Source organism: Lysinibacillus piscis, assembly GCF_026012395.1.
GTDB classification, from domain to species: domain Bacteria; phylum Bacillota; class Bacilli; order Bacillales_A; family Planococcaceae; genus Lysinibacillus; species Lysinibacillus piscis.
Window position 1 is genome coordinate 88,604 of sequence record NZ_BRZA01000002.1, and the last position, 24,496, is coordinate 113,099.

General features: G+C 38.1%; 21 protein-coding genes and 1 other annotated feature. Of the genes, 9 read left to right on the forward strand and 12 right to left on the reverse strand.

Annotated elements, in window-relative coordinates:
- Positions 1 to 27 precede the first annotated feature (27 nt).
- Genes OPF91_RS06755 through OPF91_RS06765 form a run of 3 tightly spaced genes read right to left on the reverse strand, consistent with a single transcriptional unit; the run spans position 28 to position 2,490 of the window.
- The gene (locus OPF91_RS06755; protein WP_264987970.1) at positions 28 to 1,185 is read right to left on the reverse strand and encodes an acetoin utilization protein AcuC; all 1,158 of its coding nucleotides are present in this window, start codon (positions 1,183 to 1,185) and stop codon (positions 28 to 30) included.
- Positions 1,182 to 1,835, reverse strand: coding sequence for an acetoin utilization AcuB family protein (locus OPF91_RS06760; RefSeq protein ID WP_264987971.1), 654 nt, complete (start codon positions 1,833 to 1,835; stop codon positions 1,182 to 1,184). The genes OPF91_RS06755 and OPF91_RS06760 overlap by 4 nt, the downstream gene beginning before the upstream one ends.
- 22 nt (positions 1,836 to 1,857) lie before the next feature.
- On the reverse strand, positions 1,858 to 2,490 hold the full coding sequence (locus tag OPF91_RS06765) for a GNAT family N-acetyltransferase (RefSeq protein WP_264987972.1): 633 nt from the start codon (positions 2,488 to 2,490) through the stop codon (positions 1,858 to 1,860).
- Positions 2,491 to 2,696: 206 nt separating this feature from the next.
- Between OPF91_RS06765 and acsA the strand changes: the two genes are divergently transcribed.
- The 6 genes from acsA to argD all read left to right on the forward strand — a co-directional run bounded on the left by acsA (position 2,697) and on the right by argD (position 10,272).
- A complete protein-coding gene (gene acsA, locus OPF91_RS06770) occupies positions 2,697 to 4,424 on the forward strand; it encodes an acetate--CoA ligase (protein WP_264987974.1) in 1,728 nt (575 codons plus the stop codon).
- A 112-nt stretch (positions 4,425 to 4,536) separates the two neighbouring features.
- The gene (locus OPF91_RS06775; RefSeq protein ID WP_264987975.1) at positions 4,537 to 5,934 is read left to right on the forward strand and encodes a hypothetical protein; all 1,398 of its coding nucleotides are present in this window, start codon (positions 4,537 to 4,539) and stop codon (positions 5,932 to 5,934) included.
- A 191-nt stretch (positions 5,935 to 6,125) separates the two neighbouring features.
- Complete coding sequence (argC, locus tag OPF91_RS06780) at positions 6,126 to 7,160, forward strand: N-acetyl-gamma-glutamyl-phosphate reductase (protein ID WP_264987977.1); 1,035 nt, start codon at positions 6,126 to 6,128, stop codon at positions 7,158 to 7,160.
- A gap of 13 nt (positions 7,161 to 7,173) precedes the next feature.
- Complete coding sequence (gene argJ / locus OPF91_RS06785) at positions 7,174 to 8,406, forward strand: bifunctional glutamate N-acetyltransferase/amino-acid acetyltransferase ArgJ (protein WP_264987978.1); 1,233 nt, start codon at positions 7,174 to 7,176, stop codon at positions 8,404 to 8,406.
- On the forward strand, positions 8,369 to 9,145 hold the full coding sequence (gene argB, locus OPF91_RS06790; protein WP_264987979.1) for an acetylglutamate kinase: 777 nt from the start codon (positions 8,369 to 8,371) through the stop codon (positions 9,143 to 9,145). The genes argJ and argB overlap by 38 nt, the downstream gene beginning before the upstream one ends.
- The gene (argD, locus tag OPF91_RS06795; RefSeq protein ID WP_264987980.1) at positions 9,142 to 10,272 is read left to right on the forward strand and encodes an acetylornithine transaminase; all 1,131 of its coding nucleotides are present in this window, start codon (positions 9,142 to 9,144) and stop codon (positions 10,270 to 10,272) included. The genes argB and argD overlap by 4 nt, the downstream gene beginning before the upstream one ends.
- A 71-nt stretch (positions 10,273 to 10,343) precedes the next feature.
- Here argD and OPF91_RS06800 read toward each other — a convergent pair whose 3' ends face one another.
- From OPF91_RS06800 to OPF91_RS06810, 3 genes are all read right to left on the reverse strand, one after another.
- Complete coding sequence (locus OPF91_RS06800) at positions 10,344 to 11,231, reverse strand: NAD-dependent epimerase/dehydratase family protein (RefSeq protein ID WP_264987981.1); 888 nt, start codon at positions 11,229 to 11,231, stop codon at positions 10,344 to 10,346.
- A gap of 90 nt (positions 11,232 to 11,321) precedes the next feature.
- Positions 11,322 to 14,294, reverse strand: coding sequence for a transglycosylase domain-containing protein (locus tag OPF91_RS06805; protein ID WP_264987982.1), 2,973 nt, complete (start codon positions 14,292 to 14,294; stop codon positions 11,322 to 11,324).
- Positions 14,295 to 14,666: 372 nt separating this feature from the next.
- Positions 14,667 to 15,398 (reverse strand): helix-turn-helix domain-containing protein, encoded by a 732-nt coding sequence (locus OPF91_RS06810; RefSeq protein ID WP_264987983.1) that lies wholly within the window; start codon positions 15,396 to 15,398, stop codon positions 14,667 to 14,669.
- A 425-nt stretch (positions 15,399 to 15,823) separates the two neighbouring features.
- On the opposite strand from OPF91_RS06810, the gene OPF91_RS06815 reads away from it, so the two are divergent.
- Together OPF91_RS06815 and tyrS are read left to right on the forward strand one after the other, a co-directional pair.
- Positions 15,824 to 16,312, forward strand: coding sequence for a hypothetical protein (locus tag OPF91_RS06815; RefSeq protein ID WP_264987984.1), 489 nt, complete (start codon positions 15,824 to 15,826; stop codon positions 16,310 to 16,312).
- A 257-nt stretch (positions 16,313 to 16,569) separates the two neighbouring features.
- Positions 16,570 to 16,773: a binding site (T-box leader), on the forward strand.
- A 63-nt stretch (positions 16,774 to 16,836) separates the two neighbouring features.
- Positions 16,837 to 18,105: a tyrosine--tRNA ligase gene (gene tyrS / locus OPF91_RS06820; protein WP_264987985.1), complete on the forward strand. Its 1,269-nt coding sequence runs from the start codon at positions 16,837 to 16,839 to the stop codon at positions 18,103 to 18,105.
- A gap of 162 nt (positions 18,106 to 18,267) precedes the next feature.
- Here tyrS and OPF91_RS06825 read toward each other — a convergent pair whose 3' ends face one another.
- From OPF91_RS06825 to OPF91_RS06850, 6 genes are all read right to left on the reverse strand, one after another.
- Positions 18,268 to 19,071 carry a cobalamin-binding protein gene (locus OPF91_RS06825; protein ID WP_264987986.1) on the reverse strand — a complete coding sequence of 268 codons (804 nt, stop codon included), beginning with the start codon at positions 19,069 to 19,071 and terminating at the stop codon, positions 18,268 to 18,270.
- Between the two features lie 104 nt (positions 19,072 to 19,175).
- Positions 19,176 to 20,378, reverse strand: coding sequence for an iron-containing alcohol dehydrogenase (locus OPF91_RS06830; RefSeq protein ID WP_264987987.1), 1,203 nt, complete (start codon positions 20,376 to 20,378; stop codon positions 19,176 to 19,178).
- A 384-nt stretch (positions 20,379 to 20,762) separates the two neighbouring features.
- Positions 20,763 to 21,287: a hypothetical protein gene (locus OPF91_RS06835; RefSeq protein WP_264987988.1), complete on the reverse strand. Its 525-nt coding sequence runs from the start codon at positions 21,285 to 21,287 to the stop codon at positions 20,763 to 20,765.
- Between the two features lie 609 nt (positions 21,288 to 21,896).
- On the reverse strand, positions 21,897 to 22,358 hold the full coding sequence (locus OPF91_RS06840; protein WP_264987989.1) for an ImmA/IrrE family metallo-endopeptidase: 462 nt from the start codon (positions 22,356 to 22,358) through the stop codon (positions 21,897 to 21,899).
- A gap of 89 nt (positions 22,359 to 22,447) precedes the next feature.
- The gene (locus OPF91_RS06845; protein ID WP_264987990.1) at positions 22,448 to 23,341 is read right to left on the reverse strand and encodes a hypothetical protein; all 894 of its coding nucleotides are present in this window, start codon (positions 23,339 to 23,341) and stop codon (positions 22,448 to 22,450) included.
- 220 nt (positions 23,342 to 23,561) lie between these two features.
- Positions 23,562 to 23,924 (reverse strand): helix-turn-helix domain-containing protein, encoded by a 363-nt coding sequence (locus OPF91_RS06850; RefSeq protein WP_264987991.1) that lies wholly within the window; start codon positions 23,922 to 23,924, stop codon positions 23,562 to 23,564.
- A 166-nt stretch (positions 23,925 to 24,090) separates the two neighbouring features.
- Here OPF91_RS06850 and OPF91_RS06855 point away from each other — a divergent pair, with 166 nt between their 5' ends.
- Entirely contained in the window at positions 24,091 to 24,318 is a 228-nt protein-coding gene (locus OPF91_RS06855) for a helix-turn-helix domain-containing protein (protein WP_264987992.1), read from the forward strand.
- The last annotated feature ends 178 nt before the right edge of the window (positions 24,319 to 24,496 follow it).

A 24,496-nucleotide genomic window follows, 5' to 3' on the forward strand; every position in this document is an offset into this window, starting at 1 on the left:
ACCTTGATTGATGAAGAGTCCGTCACATTATCTTTTTTCATTACGAATGATATGTAGCGCTTTTATAAGCATTTGGGCATTTTTTTCCTCGATTTCAGCTTTACGAGGAATTGGTTCGTACAATGGGGTTGGGTCTTCCCATGTTGGAATAAATGGTACAGGTGCTTCGGGTTGCCAGCGCTCTAACCATGCTTTAGGAAGTGCACCTGATGGCATAGGTTGGTCTGTCATTTCAAGCCAAAGCATCGACCATGCCCGTGGTACTACTCTCCAAATATCATAGCCACCACCACCAACTGCAATCCATTTACCATCACAATACTCATGGGCTAATTGATGGACTAGCTTTGGTATTTCTCGATAAATATTCATTGTTCCATATAAATGTGTTAATGGATCAAAGTAGTGGGCATCTGCTCCATTTTGTGTTAAGACAACATCAGGCTTGAAAAATTCAAACACTTCTCGGACGGCTGCCTCATAAATTGCGAGGAAGCTTTCATCCTCAGTAAAGGCATCCAATGGAAAATTAAAGGAAGTGCCATAGCCTTGACCATTGCCACGCTCTGTAATATTACCTGTACCAGGGAACAGATAGCGGCCAGTTTCATGAATGGATAATGTACAAACATCAGGATCTTCATAAAAGCTCCATTGTACACCATCACCATGATGGGCATCTGTATCGATATAGAGCACACGGGCATTGTATTTTTCCTGTAAATAGCGGATAGCGACTGTACTATCATTGTAAATGCAAAAGCCTGATGCACGTCCACGAAAACCATGATGTAATCCGCCCCCTAGATTGAGTGCATGTTCTGCTTTACCTTCCATTACATAGTCAACAGCTGTTAATGTACCACCGACAAGCTGTGCGCTTGCCTCATGCATATTGTCAAAAACAGGTGTATCCTCAGTTCCAATACCGTAGCTTTCGCATTGTGCAGCCGATAACTCACCATGGCCTGCTTTTTTAACAACCTCAATATACTTCGCATCATGTGCAAGTAATAGTTCTTCATCTGTTGCCACACGTGCAGGCACAATATCTATATCATGCAGAGCATTGATATTTTTTAGTAAATCCATTGTTAAGGTTAACCGCTTATGATTGAATGGGTGTGTATCTGAAAATTTATATCCGAGTTGCTCTGGTGAATAGATAAAGGCAGCCTTTTTCATGACGATGACACACCTGGTAAATTAGGCCATAAGACATCAAAGCCCTGTTGACGTAAATCTTCAATCATAGCTAATGGATTCAATGTTTTCACTCGGATACTTAAAATTTTGTTTTGCGCATTTTCTGCATCAGGATACACAAGAACACTTTGTACATTCATATGATGTTCGTGGAAAATTTTAGTGACCTCAAATAAAACACCTGGCGTATCAGTCACACGAATTTCAATTTTTGAGCCTGGTTCAGTTGCACCCGTCAATTCGATATAGGTGTAGAGTAAATCCGTCGTTGTCACGATACCAACTAATTGACCACCAGAAACAATTGGCAGACAGCCTATTTTGGACTCATAAAATGTCAGTGCCACCTCTTCAACGAAATCAAGAGGGTGTCCAAGCAATGGATTTTTAATCATAATGTTGGCGATTTGCTCTTGAAGGATTGCTGTATTTGGTGGTTCATCCTGTAATGAAGATGGTAGTGCTTCCTTGATATCTCGTTCTGTAATAACGCCCACAACATGTAATTCTTCGTTGACAACAGGTACGTGACGTACCTTTTTGTCACGCATTAATTTTAATGCCTCTCGTACAGTATTGTGAGGAGCCAATGTGTACGGCTCCGTATTCATAATCTCTTCAACAATCATTGACGTATCCCCTTTGTAGTCATTAATACATAAAACGATTTCTAAAGCGTAGTTGATCGAATCTTTCCATTGTGTCAGCGGATACATGTTTGCCTTCACGAGCCATTAAGCAATTAGCTGGATGTGAAGTGATTTCAGGATCATCTGTTGCAAAGTATTCAAAGCCAACAGAGCTCATCATTTTTTCCATCACTTTTCGATAATCCCAAACACTTAAACCAGTCCCTTTTAAATCCCAATGCCAATAATATTCTGTTGTAATGACAAGATAATCTTCCATTTTATCATCCATAAAGGAGACAGCTAATAGCGCTTTGCCAGCTCCTGTTCCACGGTAAGCAGGAGCCACCTCAATAGCACCTAATTCAATCATATTTTCGATTGGGTCCTCTGCCCAACGTTCAAGTGGGTCAGGATATAAGTAAGTGACATAGCCTACGATAATCTTGTCGTTGCGCATAATAATGATGCGACCTTCTGGCAAGCCTGCAATTTCAACAATTGCCTTATGCTGCTGTGTTGGCGGTCTGAAAGCAACTAAATCTTCATGAAAGGAGTAGGTAGCTAGCGTTTCAGGAGGAACAGGTCCTTCTACATAAACCGTTCCATGTGTTGTGTCCTTTGTGATAGAAAAAAAAGTTTTTGTATGTTCCATAGTGAAGTGACACCACCTGTATTTAATACACATATTATAACGGAATTCATGCGAAAATACGTTTATTTTTGTAAAATATACATATTGTTTTTGGAAAAATGAAAATATTGAGACATTACGATTGAATTTTTGTAAAATAAAATGTATATTGTACCTGTTATTGGGATGGGAATATGGAATTTATAGTAAAAGAGAGGGGTAGTTTCATGGGGATGAACACTATTGAAAAATTAAAGGCTGTAAAAGGGGAGTATCATTTAGCGGATTATGATAAAATTGCCGCAACATATGATTGGTCAGAGGCAGAAAAGCAATTTAGTTGGTATGAAACAGGAAATGTGAATATCGCTTACGAGGCAATTGACCGTCATACTGATACGCATCGCAAAAATAAAGTAGCCTTGTATTTTAATGATGGCAAACGTAAGGAAGCCTATTCATTTAATGATATGAAGAAATGGTCGAACAAAGCTGCAAACGTTTTCAAAGAAGCAACGGATTTAGAAAAGGGTGATCGTTTATTTATTTTTATGCCACGTTCACCAGAGCTGTATTTTTCTTTACTTGGGGCATTAAAAATGGGCATTATTGTAGGTCCATTATTTGAAGCGTTTATGGAAGGTGCTGTTTATGACCGTTTAGTGAACAGTGAAGCGAAAGTATTAGTGACAACACCAGAATTGCTCAACCGTGTACCTGTAGAGCGTTTACCACATTTAAAACAAATTTTCTTAGTAGGTTCTGATATTGAAGAAAATGATAAAATGTTGGACTTTAATAAACGTCTACAGGAGGCATCTGCAAAGTTTGATATCGAATGGGTAGATCGTGAAGATGGCATGATCCTGCATTATACATCTGGCTCAACAGGCGCACCAAAAGGCGTATTACATGTGCATAATGCAATGCTACAAATTGCACAATCTGCTAAATGGGTGCTCGATTTAGATGAACAAGATATTTTTTGGTGTACAGCAGATCCAGGTTGGGTAACAGGAACATCTTATGGTATTTTTGGACCGTGGTTAAATGGCGTGACAATGCTTGTCATTGGTGGTCGCTTCTCACCACAGGCTTGGTATAAAGCCATTGAGGATTACAGTGTGACAATTTGGTATAGTGCGCCAACAGCGTTCCGTATGTTAATGGGCGCTGGCAGTGGGATGCTAGAAAACTATGATTTATCTTCATTGCGTCATGTATTATCTGTAGGAGAGCCGTTGAACCCAGAAGTAATTCGTTGGGGTGTCGATGAGCTACAGCATCGCATTCACGATACATGGTGGATGACGGAGACAGGTGCACATATGATTTGTAACTACCCAAGCATGGATATTAAACCAGGCTCGATGGGTAAGCCATTGCCAGGTATTTATGCAGCAATCGTGGATGATGCGGGTAATGAAGTACCACCATTTACAATGGGCAACCTAGCAATTCGTCGTGGCTGGCCTTCAATGATGCGTCAAATTTGGGGCAATCCAGAGCGTTATGAATCATACTTCTTAAAAGGAGAATGGTATGTATCAGGTGACTCCGCTTATATGGATGATGAGGGCTACTTCTGGTTCCAAGGACGTGTGGATGATGTTATTATGACAGCTGGTGAGCGTGTTGGGCCATTTGAGGTGGAAAGCAAGCTATTAGAGCATCCAGATGTTGTCGAGGCGGGTGTTATTGGGAAACCAGATCCTGTACGTGGTGAAATCATTAAAGCATTCGTGGCATTGCGTGAAGGAGTTGAGCCATCAGAGGAATTGAGTGAGGATATTCGCAATTTCGTAAAAAAAGGTTTATCAGCACATGCAGCACCACGTGAAATTGAATTTAAAGAGAAGCTACCGAAAACACGAAGCGGTAAAATTATGCGCCGTGTGTTGAAGGCTTGGGAGTTAAACTTGCCAACTGGTGACCTTTCTACAATGGAAGATTAATAGTTAAAGCAGGAATTGTTCAATCAATGAGCAATTCCTGCTTTTTTGTCCTCATTATTCAGTAATGGTACAATGGAAAAAGAGAAATAAAAGAGCATTTGGAGGAAAGTAAATGAAAAAATATAGTATAACTTTACTAATCATTCTTGTCTTTTTTATTATCCCAACAAAAGCTGATGCACAGGTGAATTGGGATGGTTCAGAGATTGTAAAGGGACAAACTGGAAAAATGACATTTACCAAGGATGTGAAAGTGTATAAGCAAAATGCAGATGGTACATATAGCTCTATGGTTGTAAAACGAAATCATTATTTTCGAGTTTATAATATCGAGAAATATGATCAAAAAACGTTTTATTGGATGAGCTCGGGCTATCGTATACAGGCTACGGATTTAGTTCGTTTTAAGGAAATACCTGCTGAAATCCGAGCATCCTTTTATAGCAATCCAGCTTATATTGTGATTAATCGTCAAGGAACAACTGCCTATCTTGAGGAGAAATACCCATCGATTGATTTTCCATATGGCAAACATTTATTGAGTGAGAATAGAAAAGGTAGTTATTATTTTACTTCTCATATATATTTCATCAATGGTAAGTTAAGTTATTCTGAAATGTCAGAGGGCTTTGATGCAACAGGTGTTGTGGATGGTACGGATATTAGAATTGTAGAAACAACGACAAGGGATACAGGTTATTATACGTTACTAACGGATAGTCCTAGGTTAATAGGTCCAATAGTGGGAGCAGAAGCACCAAAATGGCGTCAACCAGCTATGGTAGATGGCTTTTATTCTTTTAAAGATACAAAAAACTATTCAAAAGGGACACCATTCCAATCCTTAGGTATTGAGATAAATGGCTATCTTCGAGTGCAGTCGTTGGATGGAAGTATTGGCTATATTCCATTCAATAGACTTCAACCTATTACGCATCATGATAAACGTTATATTCGTTATGGAGTTGTTGCTAATAGCTTTGGAACGTCTGAGCGAATAAATTTAAAACGTTTTGACGAAGTATTGTTCTATACAGAAAATGAAATTACCGCATTAATTGAAGTAAATGGAAAAATGTATACGATTCCGAAAAGTGCGCTAGCGATAAAAATGCCGAATGAATCACCTGTAATTGCAGTATCTTTTTTACCAAATGATAAACTACAAAAGCTAGAATATAAAAATACTTTGGGTGATAAAAAAGTATATAAACGAGTGACGAACAATCGATTTGAAGCAGGAGACCATACTGTTATTTCGTATAATGAAACGGAGCAAGCCTTTCATTTTGAAATAGATGGGAGTCAGTATTTATTTGAAAAACCAATAAAAGAAGGATCAAAAATTATAAGAGGGACAGATAATGAAGGCTATGTACGTGCTATCCATTATTCCATAAAAACTCCAGCAGGTACTTTTGAAAATGTTGTAGAAACATCCTTCGATCAATTTTTCGCACCAGGCTATGGTTTGATTGAAGCATATGATAAAAGATTGCTATCTTATTAAGATAAAGGAAGGTTATTCTTGTTGCTAGTTACACAAGAATAGCCTTTTTTGTGAAGTGATATAGTAGCGTGAAATATAGAATAACAGCAGATAAAATGATTGTATGAATAATTAAAAATAAATAAAAATTCAATTGACTTAATAAATATGCAATTGTATACTAATTTTATCTTATTTCAGGGGTGAGTGCGGTGAAGGTTGGAATTATTGGAGCAACAGGCTATGGTGGGCTAGAGTTAATTCGCTTTTTACATAATCATTCAGAAGTTGAACACATTGAATTATTTACTTCTTCAGAAGCGGACGTTCTTTTTTCCTCTAAATTTGGGCATTTAGCAAACATTATGGATACACCTTTACAAAAAATTGATGAGGCTGCTTTAGCGACATTGGATGTTATTTTCACAAGTACACCATCAGGGGTGACGAGTGAGCTATTGCCACCATTGGTAGGAAAAGGTGCAAAATTAATTGATTTATCAGGTGATTATCGTTTAAAAGATCCGAGGAGCTATGAAAATTGGTATGGCAAAAAGGCAGCGCCGTTCGATTTACTTCAGCAAAGCGTATACGGTTTAACAGAGTGGAATGCACCACAAATTAAACAAGCGACATTGATTGCGAACCCTGGCTGCTATCCAACAGCTGTGCTACTACCATTACTGCCATTATTAAAGGAGCAATTAATCGATTCACAGCATTTAATTATTGATGCGAAAAGTGGTATTTCAGGAGCTGGCAATAAACCTTCACAAGCAACGCACTTTAGTGAAGCAAATGAAAGCTTTGCTATTTATAAAGCCAACACACATCAACATATTCCAGAAATTGAGCAAGCCATTGCGATGTTTGCAGGTGTTGAGACAGCGATTTCCTTTAACACACATTTAATCCCAATGACACGTGGTATCTTAGCCACTTCTTATGCAGCCATGATGCCGAATGTTACAGAGGCACAGCTCATTGACTGTTTACAGGCGACATATGAAAAGCATCCATTTGTGCGTATTGTGACAGAGGGAAGCGGCATTGGTACAAACCGTGTGAAAGGTTCAAACTATTGTGATATTTTTGTGAAAGTAGATCCACGTACAAATCGTGCAACCATTGCCTCTGTGATTGATAATTTAGTGAAGGGTGCAGCAGGGCAGGCGATTCAAAATATGAACGTTCAATTTGATTTACCACAAACGACAGGTCTTGATGTCGTACCATTCTTTATATAAGGAGGAAATAATAATGACAGAAATACTATTAACCGATATGATGAAAAAATTATCTAGTAAAAATATTGTTTCACCAAAGGGCTTTAAGGCTGCTGGCTTACACTGTGGCTTGAAGCATAAGAAAAAGGATTTAGCTGTATTAGTGAGTGATGTGCCTGCAAGTGTGGCAGGTGTGTTTACAACAAATGCTGTGCAGGCAGCACCATTAAAGGTAACAAAGGAAGTTGTCTATACAACACAAAAAATGCAGGCGATGATTGTTAATTCAGGGAATGCCAATGCTTGTACAGGCAAACAAGGCATGAAGGATGCGCAAGCAATGCAAGCATTAACAGCAGAAAAGCTAGGCATTGATGCGAGCTTAGTAGGTGTTTGCTCGACAGGTGTGATTGGTGAAATCATGAAAATGGAGCCTGTGACAGCAGGTATTACGCAATTAGAGCCACAGGATACATTAGAGGGCGCTATTGATTTTGCACAAGCCATTATGACAACAGATACAGTTATGAAAAATACAAGCTATAGCACAATCATAGACGGCAAAGAAGTGATTGTTGCGGGCGTGGCGAAGGGCTCAGGGATGATTGAGCCGAATATGGCGACAATGCTTGGCTTTATTACAACAGATGCCAATATTGAATCTGCTACATTACAAGCAACCCTCTCAGAAATTACGAATTTAACATTTAATGCGATTACAGTGGATGGCGATACATCGACAAATGATACGGTAGTCGTGATGGCAAATGGCTTAGCAGGCAATGCATCATTAACACCACAACACCCTGATTGGTTGAATTTCTACTATACACTTAAAACAGTAGCAGAAGATTTAGCAAAGATGATTGCTAAGGATGGAGAAGGCGCAACAAAGCTGATCGAGGTTGAGGTAGAAGGAGCTATTTCAGACGAGGAAGCACGTAAAATTGCTAAAACAGTTGTTGGGTCACCCCTTGTAAAAACAGCAGTATTTGGCTGTGATGCGAACTGGGGACGTATTATTGCCGCAGTTGGCTACAGTGGCGCAACCGTTGATCCTGATAAAATTACGATTCAAATTGGTGGAGCTACAATGGTGGAAAATGGCGAGCCAATTCCTTTTTCAGAGGAAGAGCTTATTCAAATTTTAAAAATGCATGAAGTGAAAATTTTCGTGTCGCTTGGTATAGGTGAAGGCAAGGGACATGCTTGGGGATGTGACCTAACTTATGACTATGTTCAAATCAACGCATCATACCGCTCCTAAACGTGTGGTCATTAAACTAGGCGGTAGCACACTCGATGGTTTAAACGAGGCGTTTTTTGAGAACTTTAAAAAGCTACAGGATAGTGGTGTAGAGCTAATTATTACGCATGGAGGTGGTCCTGCGATTAATAAAGAGCTTGCAAAAAGAGGTGTAGAATCGCATACATTAAACGGTATTCGTGTAACGAGCGAGGCTGCCATGGAAATTGTGCAATCCACATTAATTGGCAAGGTTAATCCAGCACTTGTTCATGAGCTAACAACAGCAGGTATTGCAGCAATTGGCTTAAATGGCTTTGACAATCAACTGCTAGTAGCAGATTTTTTAGAGCAAGATGTTTATGGCTTTGTCGGTGAGATTACGGCTGTTCAGACAGCACTATTAGAAAAATTAATTGCAGCAGGAATTGTGCCTGTGATTGCTTGCGTTGGAGCAAGTGTTACAGGGCAAGCGCTAAATATTAATGGGGATACCGTGGCAAGTGAGCTTGCATTAGCTGTTGGCGCAGATAGCTTATTACTAGTAACCGATGTGAGTGGTATTCGTATTGACGATGAATATCAAGCAACAGCGACACCGAGCATAATTGAGCAATGGATTGCAGATGGACATATTTATGGTGGAATGATCCCAAAGGTGCAAGGGGCAATTGATTGCTTACATGCAGGCATTCCATCCGTGCAAATTGTAGGAGATTCTTTAATAGGAACAACAATCTGTCAGGAGGGACATGAATGAGTGCTTTATTTGGAAATTATGGTCAGCGTCGTGCACAAATTGTCAAGGGACAGGGAACAGTTGTAGAGGATGCGAATGGAAAGCAATATTTAGATTTTACGAGTGGCATAGCCGTTGTCAGTTTAGGTCATGCACATCCAGCGATTGTCAAAGCGTTGCAGGCACAAAGTGAGCAGCTTTGGCACATTTCTAATTTATTTGATATTGTAGGACAGGAAAAGGTAGCACAAAAGCTAGTAGCGGATACACATTTCGCTCATGCTTTTTTCTGTAATAGTGGTGCGGAGGCAAATGAGGCGGCTATTAAATTAGCACGTAAGTATACGGGTAAACACCATATCATTACGTTCGAGAAGTCCTTCCACGGACGAACATTTGGCGCTATGTCAGCTACAGGTCAAAGTAAAATCCACAATGGCTTCGGTCCACTTGTAGAAAAATTCACGATTTTACCTTTTAATGATGTGGCAGCATTGGAAGCGGCAATAGATGATTCTGTGGCAGCCATTATGTTAGAAATGATTCAAGGTGAGGGTGGCGTCAATTCGGTCACACCTGAATTTGCGACAGCGATTGCAACTATTTGTGAAGAAAAAGGCATTTTATTAATTGTGGATGAAGTGCAAACAGGCATTGGTCGGACAGGTACACGTTATGCTTATGAGCAAACTGTATTAAAACCGACAATTGTGACATTAGCAAAAGGGCTAGGTGGCGGGTTCCCAGTAGGTGCAATGCTTGGAATAGCTGAGCTTTACGATACATTTAATGCTGGTACGCATGGCACAACATTCGGTGGTAATCCACTTGCGATGAGTGTGGCAGAGGTCGTGTTAGAGCACGTTTTTGAGCCAGCCTTTTTACAGCAAGTACAGGAGTTATCACACTATTTTGTCGAGCAATTGACACAGCAATTACCATCTAGCTATACCATACAAGGTAAAGGACTATTATTAGGGATTGGCTGTGGCGAGACAGAGGTTGCACCTTATATTGCACAGGCAGAGGAAAAAGGCTTGCTATTAGTAGGAGCAGGGCCAACTGTCATTCGACTATTACCACCATTGACAGTCTCTAAATCAGAAATTGATGAAGCCGTGGCTATTTTAAAAACAATTTTATTGTAAAAATCAAAAAATCTGCTAGTTTCGTAATGGAAGCTAGCAGATTTTTTGATTATGACGGATAGTGTTCTACATCAATCAGCAGCTTGTAATTGTTGCACTAATGTTTGCACAAGGTTAGGTAACCAATCCTCCAATTTGCTAAAGGTAAAGCCAGCTTGTGTCGCTTTAGCATTGGACATATACCAATCCGCTGACACACCATATGGGGAGCGAGATTGTTCATCATCCGTAAGTGAAATGTTGGCCTGTTTGCCACTTTCTTTTTCAATGAGCTGTAATAAATCCTTTAAAGAAATAGCTCCTGTCGCTGTTGCATTATAAGGACCTTCTATAGCAGTAGTACCTGCAAAATATAAAAAGGCAGCAGCTTCATCATCCGTAATATAGCTCATTTTTGCATCTATGTTTGGCAATGAAATCGACTGTTCCTGTAAAATTCGCTCTACATGAAAATGTAAGCGACGTGTATAGTCATGCACTCCCATCACGATAGGGAACCTTACAGCGACAACAGGAAATGTTGCCTGTTGGAAAAAGACCGCTTCTGCTTGACGTTTCCCTTCATCATAGGAAAATGCCTCACGATTGTCCATTTTGATAGGGTAGACATAAGGATTAAAATGTTCTTCTGCTTTGACATAGCCCTCTGCATCATAAGTAGAAAGGGATGAGGTAAAAATAAGCTTTTTGGTTTTGCCAGCGAGTAGCTCACATAATTGCTGTGCCTCCATAGGAGAGTAACAAATATTGTCATAAACAACATCCCATGCCGTGTCAGTAAGTGCCTTTGTTAATGCCTCAACATCATTGCGGTCGACGATTAGCTGTTGTACCTGTGTGCCAAAAGGATTACCACTTTGCCCACGTGTTAAAATCGTTACTTGATGCCCATTTTGTAGACAAAGCTCCACTAGTTTTTTACCAAAAAAACGTGTACCACCTAAAACTAAAATATTCATAAACCAACATCCCCTCTAATTTAGTATCCTCTTTATCATGACAAAAAAATAGACTGACTACAAACAAAAAATGTCGTAGTCAGTCTGTTGTTATTGGGTCGAAGTATCAGATGAAGGTGGTGTTGTATTGCCATTATTGGAATTATTATTTGGCGTACCATTATTGTTACTCGAACCATTGCCATTGTTGCCATTACTACCATTGTTGCCATTATTACTATTATTTCCGTTATTATTGTTATTGTTGTTCGTATTGCCATTTGTATTATCAGCACCATTATTATTATCAGGTGGTGTCGGATCTTGCTTATCTTCAGGTTCAGGTACTTTGTCCATTCCTACCGTGTTGGATGCTCCTGACGTTAACCCTGTAATATCTACAGCGACAACGACATAGGCTTGTCCACTTGCAACTGTAATACTGCGTGTAGACTCAGTAACAGAGGTGACAAGTGTGCTGCCACCATTTGTCACATTATAAATGCGATAGCCTACAACATCATTTGACGAGTGTGACCATGATAATGTGCTGCCGTTTAACGATGCATTGACAGCGGCTGGTGGATTACTATCCGCAGGGAAATCAGCAGCAGAAACAGCTGTATTTGCCAATGTTGAATTTTTCGGTAGTAGGCTTGCGGGATTACCTCCAAGTCTACCCAACATACGTTTAATAAAGGCTTGATTAAGACCAGCGCCACCTGCTTTTGTAAACTCTGCTGGCGTATTTGGCAGTGCATTATAGGTTTTACCGCCAATCGTTACAACATTTAAAGAAGCTGCTAAACTATCATCTGGCTTAGATGGTAAAAATACTTTCGCATTAAATAAATCTGAACGTACCAGACCTGCATTGGAACATGCTGCAGAAGGTGCTAGACCCGAAATACCGCAGAATGAGGCAGTTACCACATTTTTCGGTGCTTTGAAATTCGTTGGTGCATCAATGAGCTGTGGGTCAATATCATAGGCAGCATTCATTAATGTTCCCCAAAGTCGATTAATACGTGTACTTGGTTGCAAATAGGTGTTGTTAAAGGCATTTAAGGAACGCTGTTGATCGTAGCCTAACCATACACCAAGTGAAATATTTGGATTATAACCAACGAACCAAACATCATTGTATTTTTGAGATGTCCCTGTTTTAGCTGCAAAGTCAGAAGAGAACTTTAATGTACTTCGAGCTACTGTCCCTGTACCTTCTGATAGTACATCACGCATCATATCTGTAATGATATAAGATGTTTCAGGGCTATATACTTGTACAGGCTCTACTTGATGCTGATAAATAATTTTACCGTTCTGGTCCTCAATACGGTCAATCATATAAGATTGAATAAATTGTCCACCATTGGCAAACGTTGCGTAAGCATTGGTATTTTCTTCTACAGTTGTGCCAATTTCTAACGCACCGATACCTGTAGAAAGATTTTCATAGTCCTTTGGTTGAAGTTTTGAAAAATGCATTTGCGCTAAAAACTGTGCAGGGCGTCGATCAATAATATCATTGTACAAACGCAATGCTGATAAGTTTTGAGAGCTTGCTAATGCTTCACGAGCAGGAATAATGCCACGTTCATCGCTTTCTGTATAGTTACTTGGCTTCCAAGTACCTATTGAAAATTTCACATCGACCAATGGGCTACCTGCACCAATAACTCCATATTCAATGGCTGGTGCATAAATAAGTAACGGTTTCATTGTCGAACCATTGGAACGATTTGCTTGTGTCGCATGGTTTAACTGACTGTTACTAAAATCTCGACCACCAACAAAGCTTAAAATACGACCTGTGCTATTTTCAATTAAAATACTACCTACTTCGACAGGCATTTTAACGTCTGTTTCTTCACCAGTGGAAGGGTCCTTTTCTTTTCCTGTGTAGGTATGGCCGTAGTATTTAAAATTTTGTGCAGCAGTTTGCATCGCATCATACATATCTTTGTTGATTGTTGAATAAATGCGATAACCTTTTGAACGCACGTCACGGTCAGCTAGAATCATATATTTTTTTTGTAGCTTATCCTCTGATTGTAGGCGTTCTACATCAATGCCATCCTCTTTCGCTAGCATTTCAGCAATAATTTGCTTTGCACGTTCCTCTAGCTCACGTGTTAGCCATGGATAGCGCTCCTCTGCACGTATTTCAGGCTCGCGGAAATCGGCTGTAATATCATAGGCAAGTGCTGCTTGATATTGTGCTTCATCAATATAATTGGCCTCTTTCATACGAGATAATACCTTTTTCATGCGATCAATACCTAGCTGTAGGGCCTCGTCACTTTTGCGTACACCTGTATTGGTAAATGGTGTATAAGCAAAAGGTGCTTGTGGAATCCCTGCAATGTAGGCAGCTTGTGGTAAAGATAAATCCTTTGCCTTAATGCCAAAGATACCTTCAGCTGCTGTTTCAATTCCTGCAATATTGCGACCAGAGGCATTTCGACCATAAGGAATAATATTCAAATAAGCCTCTAAAATTTCATCCTTTGTCATAAAATGCTCTAAACGCATTGCAAGTAAAAGTTCCTTTGCTTTTCGTTCATAAGATACTTCGTTTGTTAATACTTGGTTTTTAATCAATTGCTGTGTAAGGGTAGAGCCCCCTGTTTGTGTAGCAGAATTCGTTACATCCTGCAATAATCCACGCACAACAGCTTTTGGCACAATTCCGTTGTGCTCACGGAAGTATTCATCCTCTGTTGCTAACACAGCATGAATAACATCTGGTGCTACTTGGTCTAATGTTGTTTCACGACGATCTAAATCCGTCCGTAGCTTCCCAATATAAATATCATTAGCAAAATAAATTTCACTGGTTGCTTCATAGTTAAAAATGAGTTTGCGCAACTCTTCTTTTGAACGCAATGGCTCCTCTTTTACGAGGGAAGCAAAGTAGCCAGCGCCAACTGAGCCAACAAACACTGTACCTACTAATGCAAAGACTAAAAATAGTAAAAATAAATTCCAGATTACGTTTCCTGAAAGGCGTAATCTTTTAAACCATTTATGTGTAAGTAATTCATCGATCTTTGCATTGATATTTTCAATCCACTCTTTCAATGTATCGACCTCCTAAAATCTTGTCTATTATAGCATAGAATGATTTACTAGGAATATAGATATTGAATGATTGGAAACTTAGATATATATGGCATTTAGGTTTTTTTAACTATAAGTTAGCCCTACTTTTAGTCGCAATTCCCTTCAAACTATCACTAAAGACTGTTAGTGTGTGCTCCTATAGTATGAATCCTTTCAGGTGTACTTCCTAAACCTTCTGCAATAAAAAATGTGGATAGTCTGATTTTTGTCATTTATACGAATCAAAATAAGGCTTCCTTTGTAACATTGAAGTAGTACATCTCTAGTTCTTGTGCTCGCTCACCTTACCCATTCCTTTCGTGCTTTGACAAACGTATATATAGGAATGAATTATTTTTCTTCCATGATGCTCTTTAAAGACTGGAGTAACCTTTCTTTTTGTTCCCTTGTAATCTTTTTCCCTCTGTAATGGAGTAGGTCAAAATTTAATTCAAGCAGATGTTCTATGTTGAAAAAATTTTCTTTAGCCTCATCGGGTGGAATATATGTGGTAAAAGTAATTCCGTCAATGGTACTACTTTTATAAGCAGGTATATCAAAAGTAATTTTATGATTTACTGTTCCACCAGAATCTTGAAAATTCTTTAATAAAGGATTTTTAAAACTATTTTCCTCTTCAAGTTTGTAATTGGATAAATTTTTTAATGCGCCTTTTAATAAATTTTGCCTAATAGATTCCTTCAATTCCTCGGCTGTTTCTAAATAATTAAATGTATCTAAAGCAATCAAGGGATTTTCTTTCACATTTAAATCATGAGGAAATTCTTGCTGCATCTGAAAATCATTATTTTTTCTTTCTTTAATGAATTCTAAGGCTTCTTTGGTAAATTGATTGGCTGTATATCCGATGTCAATTTCAGATAATAAAATTAAGTAGGCAAACGAAATATTTAATTCATAGGCTATTTTATAAAGTATCTCAAGGGAGGGTTTTTTATTTTTATTCTTTTCTAATTGTGAGAGATAGGGGTGAGAAATACCAATCTGTTTTGCTGCTTCCCTTAATGTAAGCTTTTTTTCTTTTCTTGCGTTACTTATCACGTCTCCGAAATTGTCGATCACCGTTGTAACACCTCGTTTATATCATTTTTCTTTATCATCTTATAGGTCATTTGGTTGTTGGTCAATAACAAACAACTTGACTTTGGTAACTAGCAACCGTTAGTATAATGCTTATAGATATGCTGTGAGGTGAAATATGGTTAAATTTGAGTTAGGAAATAATGATTCAAATTGCTTTGAAGGGAGAGATTTTGCTTATTGTATAAGTGGTTTGTATGCTTTTTTATCGCGGATTATAAACAAAAAAACACGGATTGCTATTGTAGTAGGAAAATAGATTGATGAAATTTTTTTAATTATTTTGGTAGATAACAACCTTATAGTTAGTGTTGCCACCAAATCTAGTACTAAACATTTGGATTTTGGATGAGTGAAGATGGCTGCGATAGTTGAACATTAAAAAATAAATTTAAAGGAGTACTAATATGAATAAACCACAAAAAATTATTGATTTAGAAAAGTATATTGTGACAACTAAAGAGGAATTAGACACACTGCATACTAGAAAAAAACGTTTAACAAAGCAAAAGCCTATAGTAGCTTTTAAGCAAGGTGACAGTATGTTGAAGACATTGGAAAATTCACTTCAAGAGGTAGAAAAAAGTATGGAGGCCTTAGCACTTAAAGTTGAAGGGGCACAGCAGGCAATCCTTGCAGAAGTCCAGAAATGGATTGAGGATGAAAAGGAGCTCATAGCAAAAGAAGTAGAGGAATTAATAGATGAAGCGAACATAATTGAATCTGAAACAGCGAAACATATTCAAGCTATTGAGAAATTACATGGTCGTGAAATTAAAATCATATACAGCCATCCTGGTTCTAAAGTATGGCAAATGCGTGAACAAGCGAAGATGCGCCAAAATAATATACGGGAAGTAGCGCATGAAATCGAGCGATATATGAAGATGTCTTAATGGAGAGACGCTACACTGTGAATAACTGGCTTGGATATGAGAATATTACGCATGCCTTCAAAGACATTCCATACTTTTAGTAAAATCAAAGGGTATAAAAAATTTATAGAAACAATGATTTGCTTTCTAAAATGTATGTTTGTTTTTGCCAAAGCATGGATTCAATTTTATTTGCACCCCTATTTTGCATTTATTCGATTTACTAAGAATATAGATATTGACATTGGAAAGGAATCCTATAGAATAATGTGTATAGTTTTCTAGCGAAGAAGAGCTTGCAGTAGTTTTTAAAGTCCCTGTATAGAGAGCCAGTGGTTGGTGTAAACTGGTCATACTGTAGAAATGAATTACGTGCTTGGAGCTTAGACGTGTATGCCTGCGATAAAGGCAATCGAATGAGGTGGGAGATGGCTAACATCTTCAAGCTGGGTGGTACCGCGTTAGTAGTTAACGTCCCTGCATGCAATTATTTGTATGTAGGGACTTTTTGTTGTTACATGCAAAACTTTTAGGAGGGCATAAAGATGACAAATGAATTATTACAAGATTTAGAATGGCGTGGCTTGCTATACCAACAAACAGATGCAGAGGGTATGGCAAAAGTATTAAGTGAACAATCGGTGTCACTATACTGTGGTGTTGATCCAACAGCAGATTCTTTGCATATCGGACATATCGTACCTTTCTTAACGTTGCGCCGCTTCCAACAAGCTGGGCATCGTCCGATTGTCCTTGTTGGTGGTGCAACAGGGATGATTGGTGATCCATCAGGTCGCTCTGAGGAACGTCAATTACAAACAGTGGAGCAAATTGATAAAAATGTGCAAGGGATTCGTGGTCAGTTAGAGCGTATTTTTGATTTTTCAAAAGATGGCAATGGGGCACAGTTAGTGAACAACCGTGACTGGATTGGCAGCATGGACACAATCGAATTTTTACGTGATTATGGTAAATTAATTAATGTGAATTACATGCTAGCAAAGGATACGATTGCCTCTCGTTTAGAAACAGGTATTTCCTTTACAGAGTTTGCGTACACATTAATTCAAGGGATTGACTACAATCATTTATACAATCATTACAATTGTCGTGTGCAAGTAGGTGGCTCTGACCAATGGGGGAATATTACAACTGGCTTAGAGGTCATTCGTAAAACACATGAGGAAGAAACAAAAGCCTTTGGGATTACGATTCCGCTTGTAACAAAGGCAGATGGCACGAAATTTGGTAAAACAGCAGGTGGAGCGGTTTGGCTAGATGCGACAAAAACATCTCCATATGAGTTCTACCAATTTTGGATTAATGCAGCAGATGCAGATGTTGTGAAATACTTAAAGATCTTCACATTCCTATCACATGAGGAAATTGATGCGTTAGCTGTATCAGTAGAAGAAGAGCCACATTTGCGCAAAGCTCAAAAGGCATTAGCAGAGGAAATGACACGTTTAATTCACGGACAAGAGGCATTGGAGCAAGCTATTCGCATTACAGCTGCATTGTTCTCAGGTGATTTAAAAGCACTTTCTGCTGAGGAAATGAAGGATGCGTTCAAAGATGTTCCTTCTATTGAAATGGCAAAAGAAGATAAAAACATTGTAGATGTATTAGTAGAAGCAGCGATTTCACCATCCAAACGTCAAGCACGTGAAGATGTAACGAATGGTGCGATTAGTGTGAATGGCGAAAAAATAACAGATGTAGCCTATGTTGTGGATGCTAAAGACCGTTTAGATGATGCCTTTAGTATTGTGCGTCGTGGTAAGAAAAAATATCATATGGTGAAGTTCGTATAAATAAGTACTTTGCTGTAGGATAAGTAAAGGTGTTTGTAGGTATTCGACAAAATATCGTGGATAAACTGCTAGAAGACGCCTTGTTTATTATTGATAGTCTATTTTTAAACAACAGGAAGCAAGCCCTTTGCGCAATGATATGTGCAAGGGGCTTGTTTAGATTTATAAAAAGTCAGGGAGCTGTACGTGTGCATATTCTTTAGGATGAAGCAGTTTGGCCAATTTTAAAGCCCCTTCAAGTAAGCGTGGAGAGGGGCGACAATAGAGCCACTCCTCCATGACATGCAATTGCTTCATTTTTACAGCATGCAGTGTGTCAGCCTGTGGGCGCTTCAATAAATGAGCAGGCTTGATGCGTTCAAATGCCACACCTACCCAAGCCATCATAAGATAATCAGGATTGCGCTGTACAACATCTTCCCAATCGGTCTGCACACTTGCTAACGCTACATCTTGAAAGGCATTTTGCCCACCAGCAATAGCGCTAATTTCAGTGAGCCAATTGATTTGACCAGGTGTGAAAATAGGATTTGGCCACCATTCCCAATAAATCGTAGGCTTTTGAGCGATGGTTTGGGCAATGCTATGTAACTGCGCTACACAATGTAAATAGGCTGCTGCGACGGTTTCGGCTCTTTGTTCTACACCGCACGCCTTGCCTAATGTTAACAGGTCCTGTGCAATTTCTTTTAAGGAATTGGCATTAAAGATGATGTGTGGAATATTTCTAGCCTGTAGTGCCTCAATATTTTTTTCCATCCCAGGTACACTAAGTGATGCTAATACAAGATCAGGCTGCAACGCTTCTAATGCGTCGATATCGATTGCTAAATCTGGACCGAGCTGCGGTAAAGCGTTCACAGTTGCAGGATAATCTGAAAAATCATCGACACCAACAAGCTGTTCTGTTAAACCTAAATAAGCAACAAGCTCTGTATTGCTTGGACAAATAGAAATTAAACGCATAAGCAACCTCCTTTATTTTTTAGCATATCATATTGTGAAAGTGGTATGTTAGTTACAATGCAAAAGCAGCAGCGTTGGTCGACGCTACTGCTTGCACATAAATTTTATGGTGAAACTTGAAGCACTTTCTCCTCTTGCTTGATAGTACCACCCATAGCATTTGTCAAAATTTCTTGGATATCCTCTAACGTAGCTTTACGTGGATTTGTCGCCGCACATACATCTAACAAGGCATTTTGAGCAAGTGTTTCAATATCTTCCTCTTTAACACCTAATTCTTGTAAGCTCGTTGGGATATTTAAATCCTGTGCTAGCTTTTCGATAGCAACAATCGCTTTTTCCGCAGCCTCACGCTTACTTAAACCTTCCACATTTTCACCCAGTAGCTTAGCAATTTTAGCAAAGCGCTCTGTACGTGCTGTGATATTGAAGCGGCATACGTGTGGCAATAAAATCGCATTGCATATACCGTGTGGCAAATTATAGTAGCCACCTAATTGATGAGCAATTGCGTGTACATAACCAAGTGAAGCGTTGTTAAATGCCATACCTGCTAAAAATTGTGCATAAACCATTTGTTCACGAGCCTCTAAATCTGTCCCATTTGCATAGGCACGTGGTAAATAAGTTGGAATCAATTGCAATACTTTTTCTGCGCAAGCATCTGTAATGGGTGTTGTATTTGTTGAGACATAGGATTCAATGGCATGTGTTAGGGCATCTAAGCCAGTTGCTGCTGTGAGCGTTGGAGATAAGTCAATCATTAGTTCAGAGTCGTTAATGGATAGTAGTGGGGTAATATGTTTGTCAATAATGGCCATCTTCACTTTACGTTCAGTATCCGTAATAATTGTAAAGCGTGTCATTTCGCTCGCTGTGCCAGCAGTTGTATTCACCGCAATTAATGGTACGAGCGGATTTTGAGATTTATCAACGCCTTCATAATCATGAATACGTCCACCATTCGAAGCAATAAGTCCGATACCTTTCGCTGCATCGTGTGCACTGCCACCTCCGATTGAAACAATGGAATCGCAATTTTCAGCGTGATAGATGGCAATACCATCTTCAATGTTCTGATCTGTTGGATTTGGCTCTGCTTTCGGGAAAATTGCTACATCAATTCCGACTGCTGTAATGATGTTAGCAATTTGTGTAGAGAGACCTAGTTTGTGTAAGTTCTCATCTGTTACGATTAATGTCTTTTTCACTTCTAAATCACGTAAGCGCTGACCAACTTCTTGAATTGCTCCAGGTCCAAATAAGTTTGTTTTCGGCATAACAAATTGCTTTAGAATGTTTGACATAATTCCAACCCCTTTAAAAAATTGTTATTGCTTGAATGATGGTAAACCACCTTCTGAACATCATAGTAAGCTATTTCCAATCAAAGTGCAAATCAAAAAAATATTAAATTTAAGGTCTTTTTCTTACTTGTTATTGTAAAAAAATGATAATTCATTAATGGCTTTTATAGAAGGCTGAAGGTAGCGTAATCCTTAATTTAATAAAATTTTTGTAATGAAGGTAAAATATATTTTTTGATAAATTGTTCTATTTAAGCATCATTGTGCATAGTGGAAATTTGATATGGTTTGTTTTGTTAATAAGTAAAGAAAGACACATGAAAAAGAGCCAAAGCATCTAACTCGTGAAGAATTGGAGTTAGAGAATTTGGCTAGAGGGAATAGCTATGAATTACTCAACTGAACAACGGTTAAAGAACGATTGGCATAACCAGCAAGTGGAGAGGTTAGTGCTGCACTTGCGCTTGCTCCTATGCTATCTCCAGCAGCTAATTCAGCTTGCACCACAAATGTGGAGCTACTTCTATTTATTACATTAAAGACCGCTAGTCCTTGCAGAAAAATAGGGCTCCCATTGACTGTGATACTTACTGTAAAAAATGACTGAAATGGGTCAGGTTCAGTTGTGGCTTGGGAATTGATAGAGACCGTAATTTGATAGACACCAGCATTTTCTACTACCAATTCGTTTCCAACCGCACTAACCTTTGATAAAGGGCCCACGATTGGAAATGGAATTGGCGTCATCGTAGGCGTTAAAATTCCTACGGTATCTCCTCTTAAAGAGCCAAAGCCTAAAGTATTATCAATAGGAGTAATTGGCGTAACTGGGCAAGGAAGAGCAATTATTTTTGGAAAGGAATTCGTTCTACTAGAACAGTCGCACTCATTTTGATGGTTACATGGCATGCTTGAAGCCTCCTATACAGTTTGCTATAACTAGTATATTCTACTTACTTAAATAGAGTTTGAACGAATGCCTAATCCATTTGTATGTTAAAAATGCACTACTATAGGTGTTTGAAGGGGCTAATAATAGGTATCATTTATGCGTTTGCGATTCCGTTTGTGTTCATGAATATTGGGCAGAACTTAGCGAGGAAAGGGGAAATGATGTAGTAGGTAGATTAATGGCTGAAAAAATATGGCAAGGAAATCTAGCTACACTAAATGTTAAAAGTGTTATGGTTGCTAGCGTTATGTATAGTGTCGTTTTTTACCAATAAACGTGCCACTTGAAAAATGGATTTTAACTATTTTGTATCAGTGGGTAGCTCGTAAATGCCTAAAAATGAAATTGATACAAACTTGATCTAAACAATTAATGGAGGTCACTCGTTTTAATTGATGAGTGACCTCCATAAGCATTTGATTCTTTTTGCTAGATGCTTGCGTTGTATGTTTAACTAATCATTTTGCTTGATTATATTAGGTCGCCATGCTTATCCCTCATTCGCTATCGGGCCGATGTACGGGAGGGGATAGATAAATCATCATCTTTCAATAGGTTTGAAGGAGTTATTTTTGCATAATGAGTTTATTTTGATATTGTATAAGTCGCTTGCTGGCAAATTCATACTCTACGTTGAACGCTTCCATAATGGCTTGTTCTGTCTGGTTATGTACCGGTAATTTTTCCAACATAAAAGTAGGGATACAAGCATGGTACATAAAGTGATTCGCTTTGTATTCCTGATATTCACGGAATAGGGGGTACATATGAATTTGATCGCCTGTATGTAATAGTACATGCGATAATTCATGACAAAAATCCTGCCATTGTTCTTGTGCTGATTGGTTTTCGTTGAGAAAAATAAAATAGCGTCCATCAATAAATAAGGCCTGACTCTTATCTGACCAATAAAAGACCTTCAACCCCAATCTAACTGACACTTCTTCAAAGCTTAGTGCAGCAGGGTGTGTAATGCCTAAACGAGTGTAGAATTGTTGGACATAATCTTCGAGATATGTGTAGTGCATGTAAATCAACCCCTAAAATGACATTTAAGAACATATGTTCTTTTTAGTATACAATAAAACCCCACTTTTGGGAAGTGGGGTGGAAGAAGTTAAGCTATATCTATTACCTGATATGATTTGTTTGTTTTTCCAGTAGAAACATGTTTAATGTTAGTAACATTAAAACGGATTGTATAGGTAGTTGTTAATAAGACTAAATTTTGATGCAAAATTTTTGGAGAAGCCTGAGCTGAAATTTTTTCTCCACTTTCAAGTGTAATGCTCAAAGTATTAGTAATCGGATTTGCCCCAACAATAAATCCTTTTGCAACTTCTATTTCACTACTTTCTTTAACCTTCACATCAGCCAATCTTTCGTAAGTTGATTTTACAGTATCTTTCGTGAAAACGATAGAATCTTTATCTGGTCTCATTATTGTAAATTCAATATTATTTTGTTGCAGTTCATAAAACCATTTGTTCATAATATTGAAAGTTCTAGGACCATACTGTTCAACAATTTTTCCTACATCATTTTCAGTAGACTGTATTATTTGAAACGCATTTTCTAATTCAGGTAACAATTCCAAATCCGCTATTCCAAGAAGCGTAAGTTGCTCTGTTTGTTGAAATTGATCAATGTGCATGTTAAATGAACCTGCGCTTGAATTTACTAATATAAGATTTGAATAGTCTAGCACTTCTTTAGGGATAGGACCACTACTTTTTTTGTTTCCAATTAAATTATTGCAAATCGAATTAAACACTCTTTGAAGCCCACCCGAAACCAAACTAAGAGCTTCTAAACTGATACTTCCAGATGGATATTCCGACTCAATCTTAATATTTAAGGCAGATGTACATTGCCGTTTCACCTTTTCCTTTTCAAAACGATTAATTTCTGATAGTCCAAAATTAATTAGTTTTTGATAACGAGAATCAGGGGGCACATTGTCAGAAGCAATATTAACATCATTTATATTCATTCGTTCAATTTGCATCATTTTCATCACCTTCCTGCTCATTTACTAGTATATGTATTCAAAATAAACCTTTATACAGTTAGAAAAGATTTAAATATCATATGTTTAAATTTTTTGTATAAATATATTTATAACAGCACTAAAAAACAGTAAGAAACATAAATAAGCAATATTACCAATAATAGTACTAATAAAGGACATGTCCAAGCCATGTCCTATCAATCCAATATTCAATTAGCTGTTATATTTCTCCGTGGTCCTTCAAAATCTCCCACATCTTCCGCAGCTTCTCCAAGTCCTCTTCCTTTGATTTAGGTAACTCTTTATACCATTTTTGAAGGGTTGGGTTGTTGGCGAAAGCTTGGAACTCAGCTTCTTTTTTTTCTGTCTGTGAAAGTGTGGAGGATTCAGAGCGACCAAGAAGATAATCTGTACTGACCTCTAATACATTAGCTAAATTCAGTAGCTCACTATCTTTAATGGGTCTATCATTCGATTCAATTCTGTTCATTACACTAACGTTTAGGTTAACCCGATTAGCTAGCTCTTTTTGAGTCCAACCTCGCCTTTCTCGTAATGAAACTATTCTTTTTCCTATATCCATGTTTTCACCACTTTCAGCGAGTTTGTATATTCAATATATCACGTTTCCATTTTAGAAATAAATAAATTTCTGAAACAGCAAATAAAATACTTGAATTTCTAAAATAGCAATGTTATATTATGTTCAAGTAGTTGCTGAAATAGCAATTTGAGTGAGGTGATTATTGATGATGGTATTCAATTTGAAATTCATAAAACAGCGTAGACAAGAGTTAAATATGACACTACAGGAGGTAGCAGAGGCTATGGAAATGAAAAATGCTTCCACTTACATGAAGTATGAAAATGGGACGTATTCGTTTAAAGCAGAGCAACTACCTTTATTAGCTTATGTATTACAGTGTAGTGTAGAAAATTTTTTTGAATATAAAATTGCTAAAATAGCAATTTTATAAAATTCATCCAAATAACCAAAACAGCGGTGGCAAATCCAGTGAAAAAATCTACCCTACAAATGATAGAAGGTAGCGTAAACCCAACATTTCGGATTATGTGTAACACTACAGATGCTTCGAGTGATTAAAGGGAAGGATCATTAATTACAAATCATGTCCCGAAACCACATGTAAATCT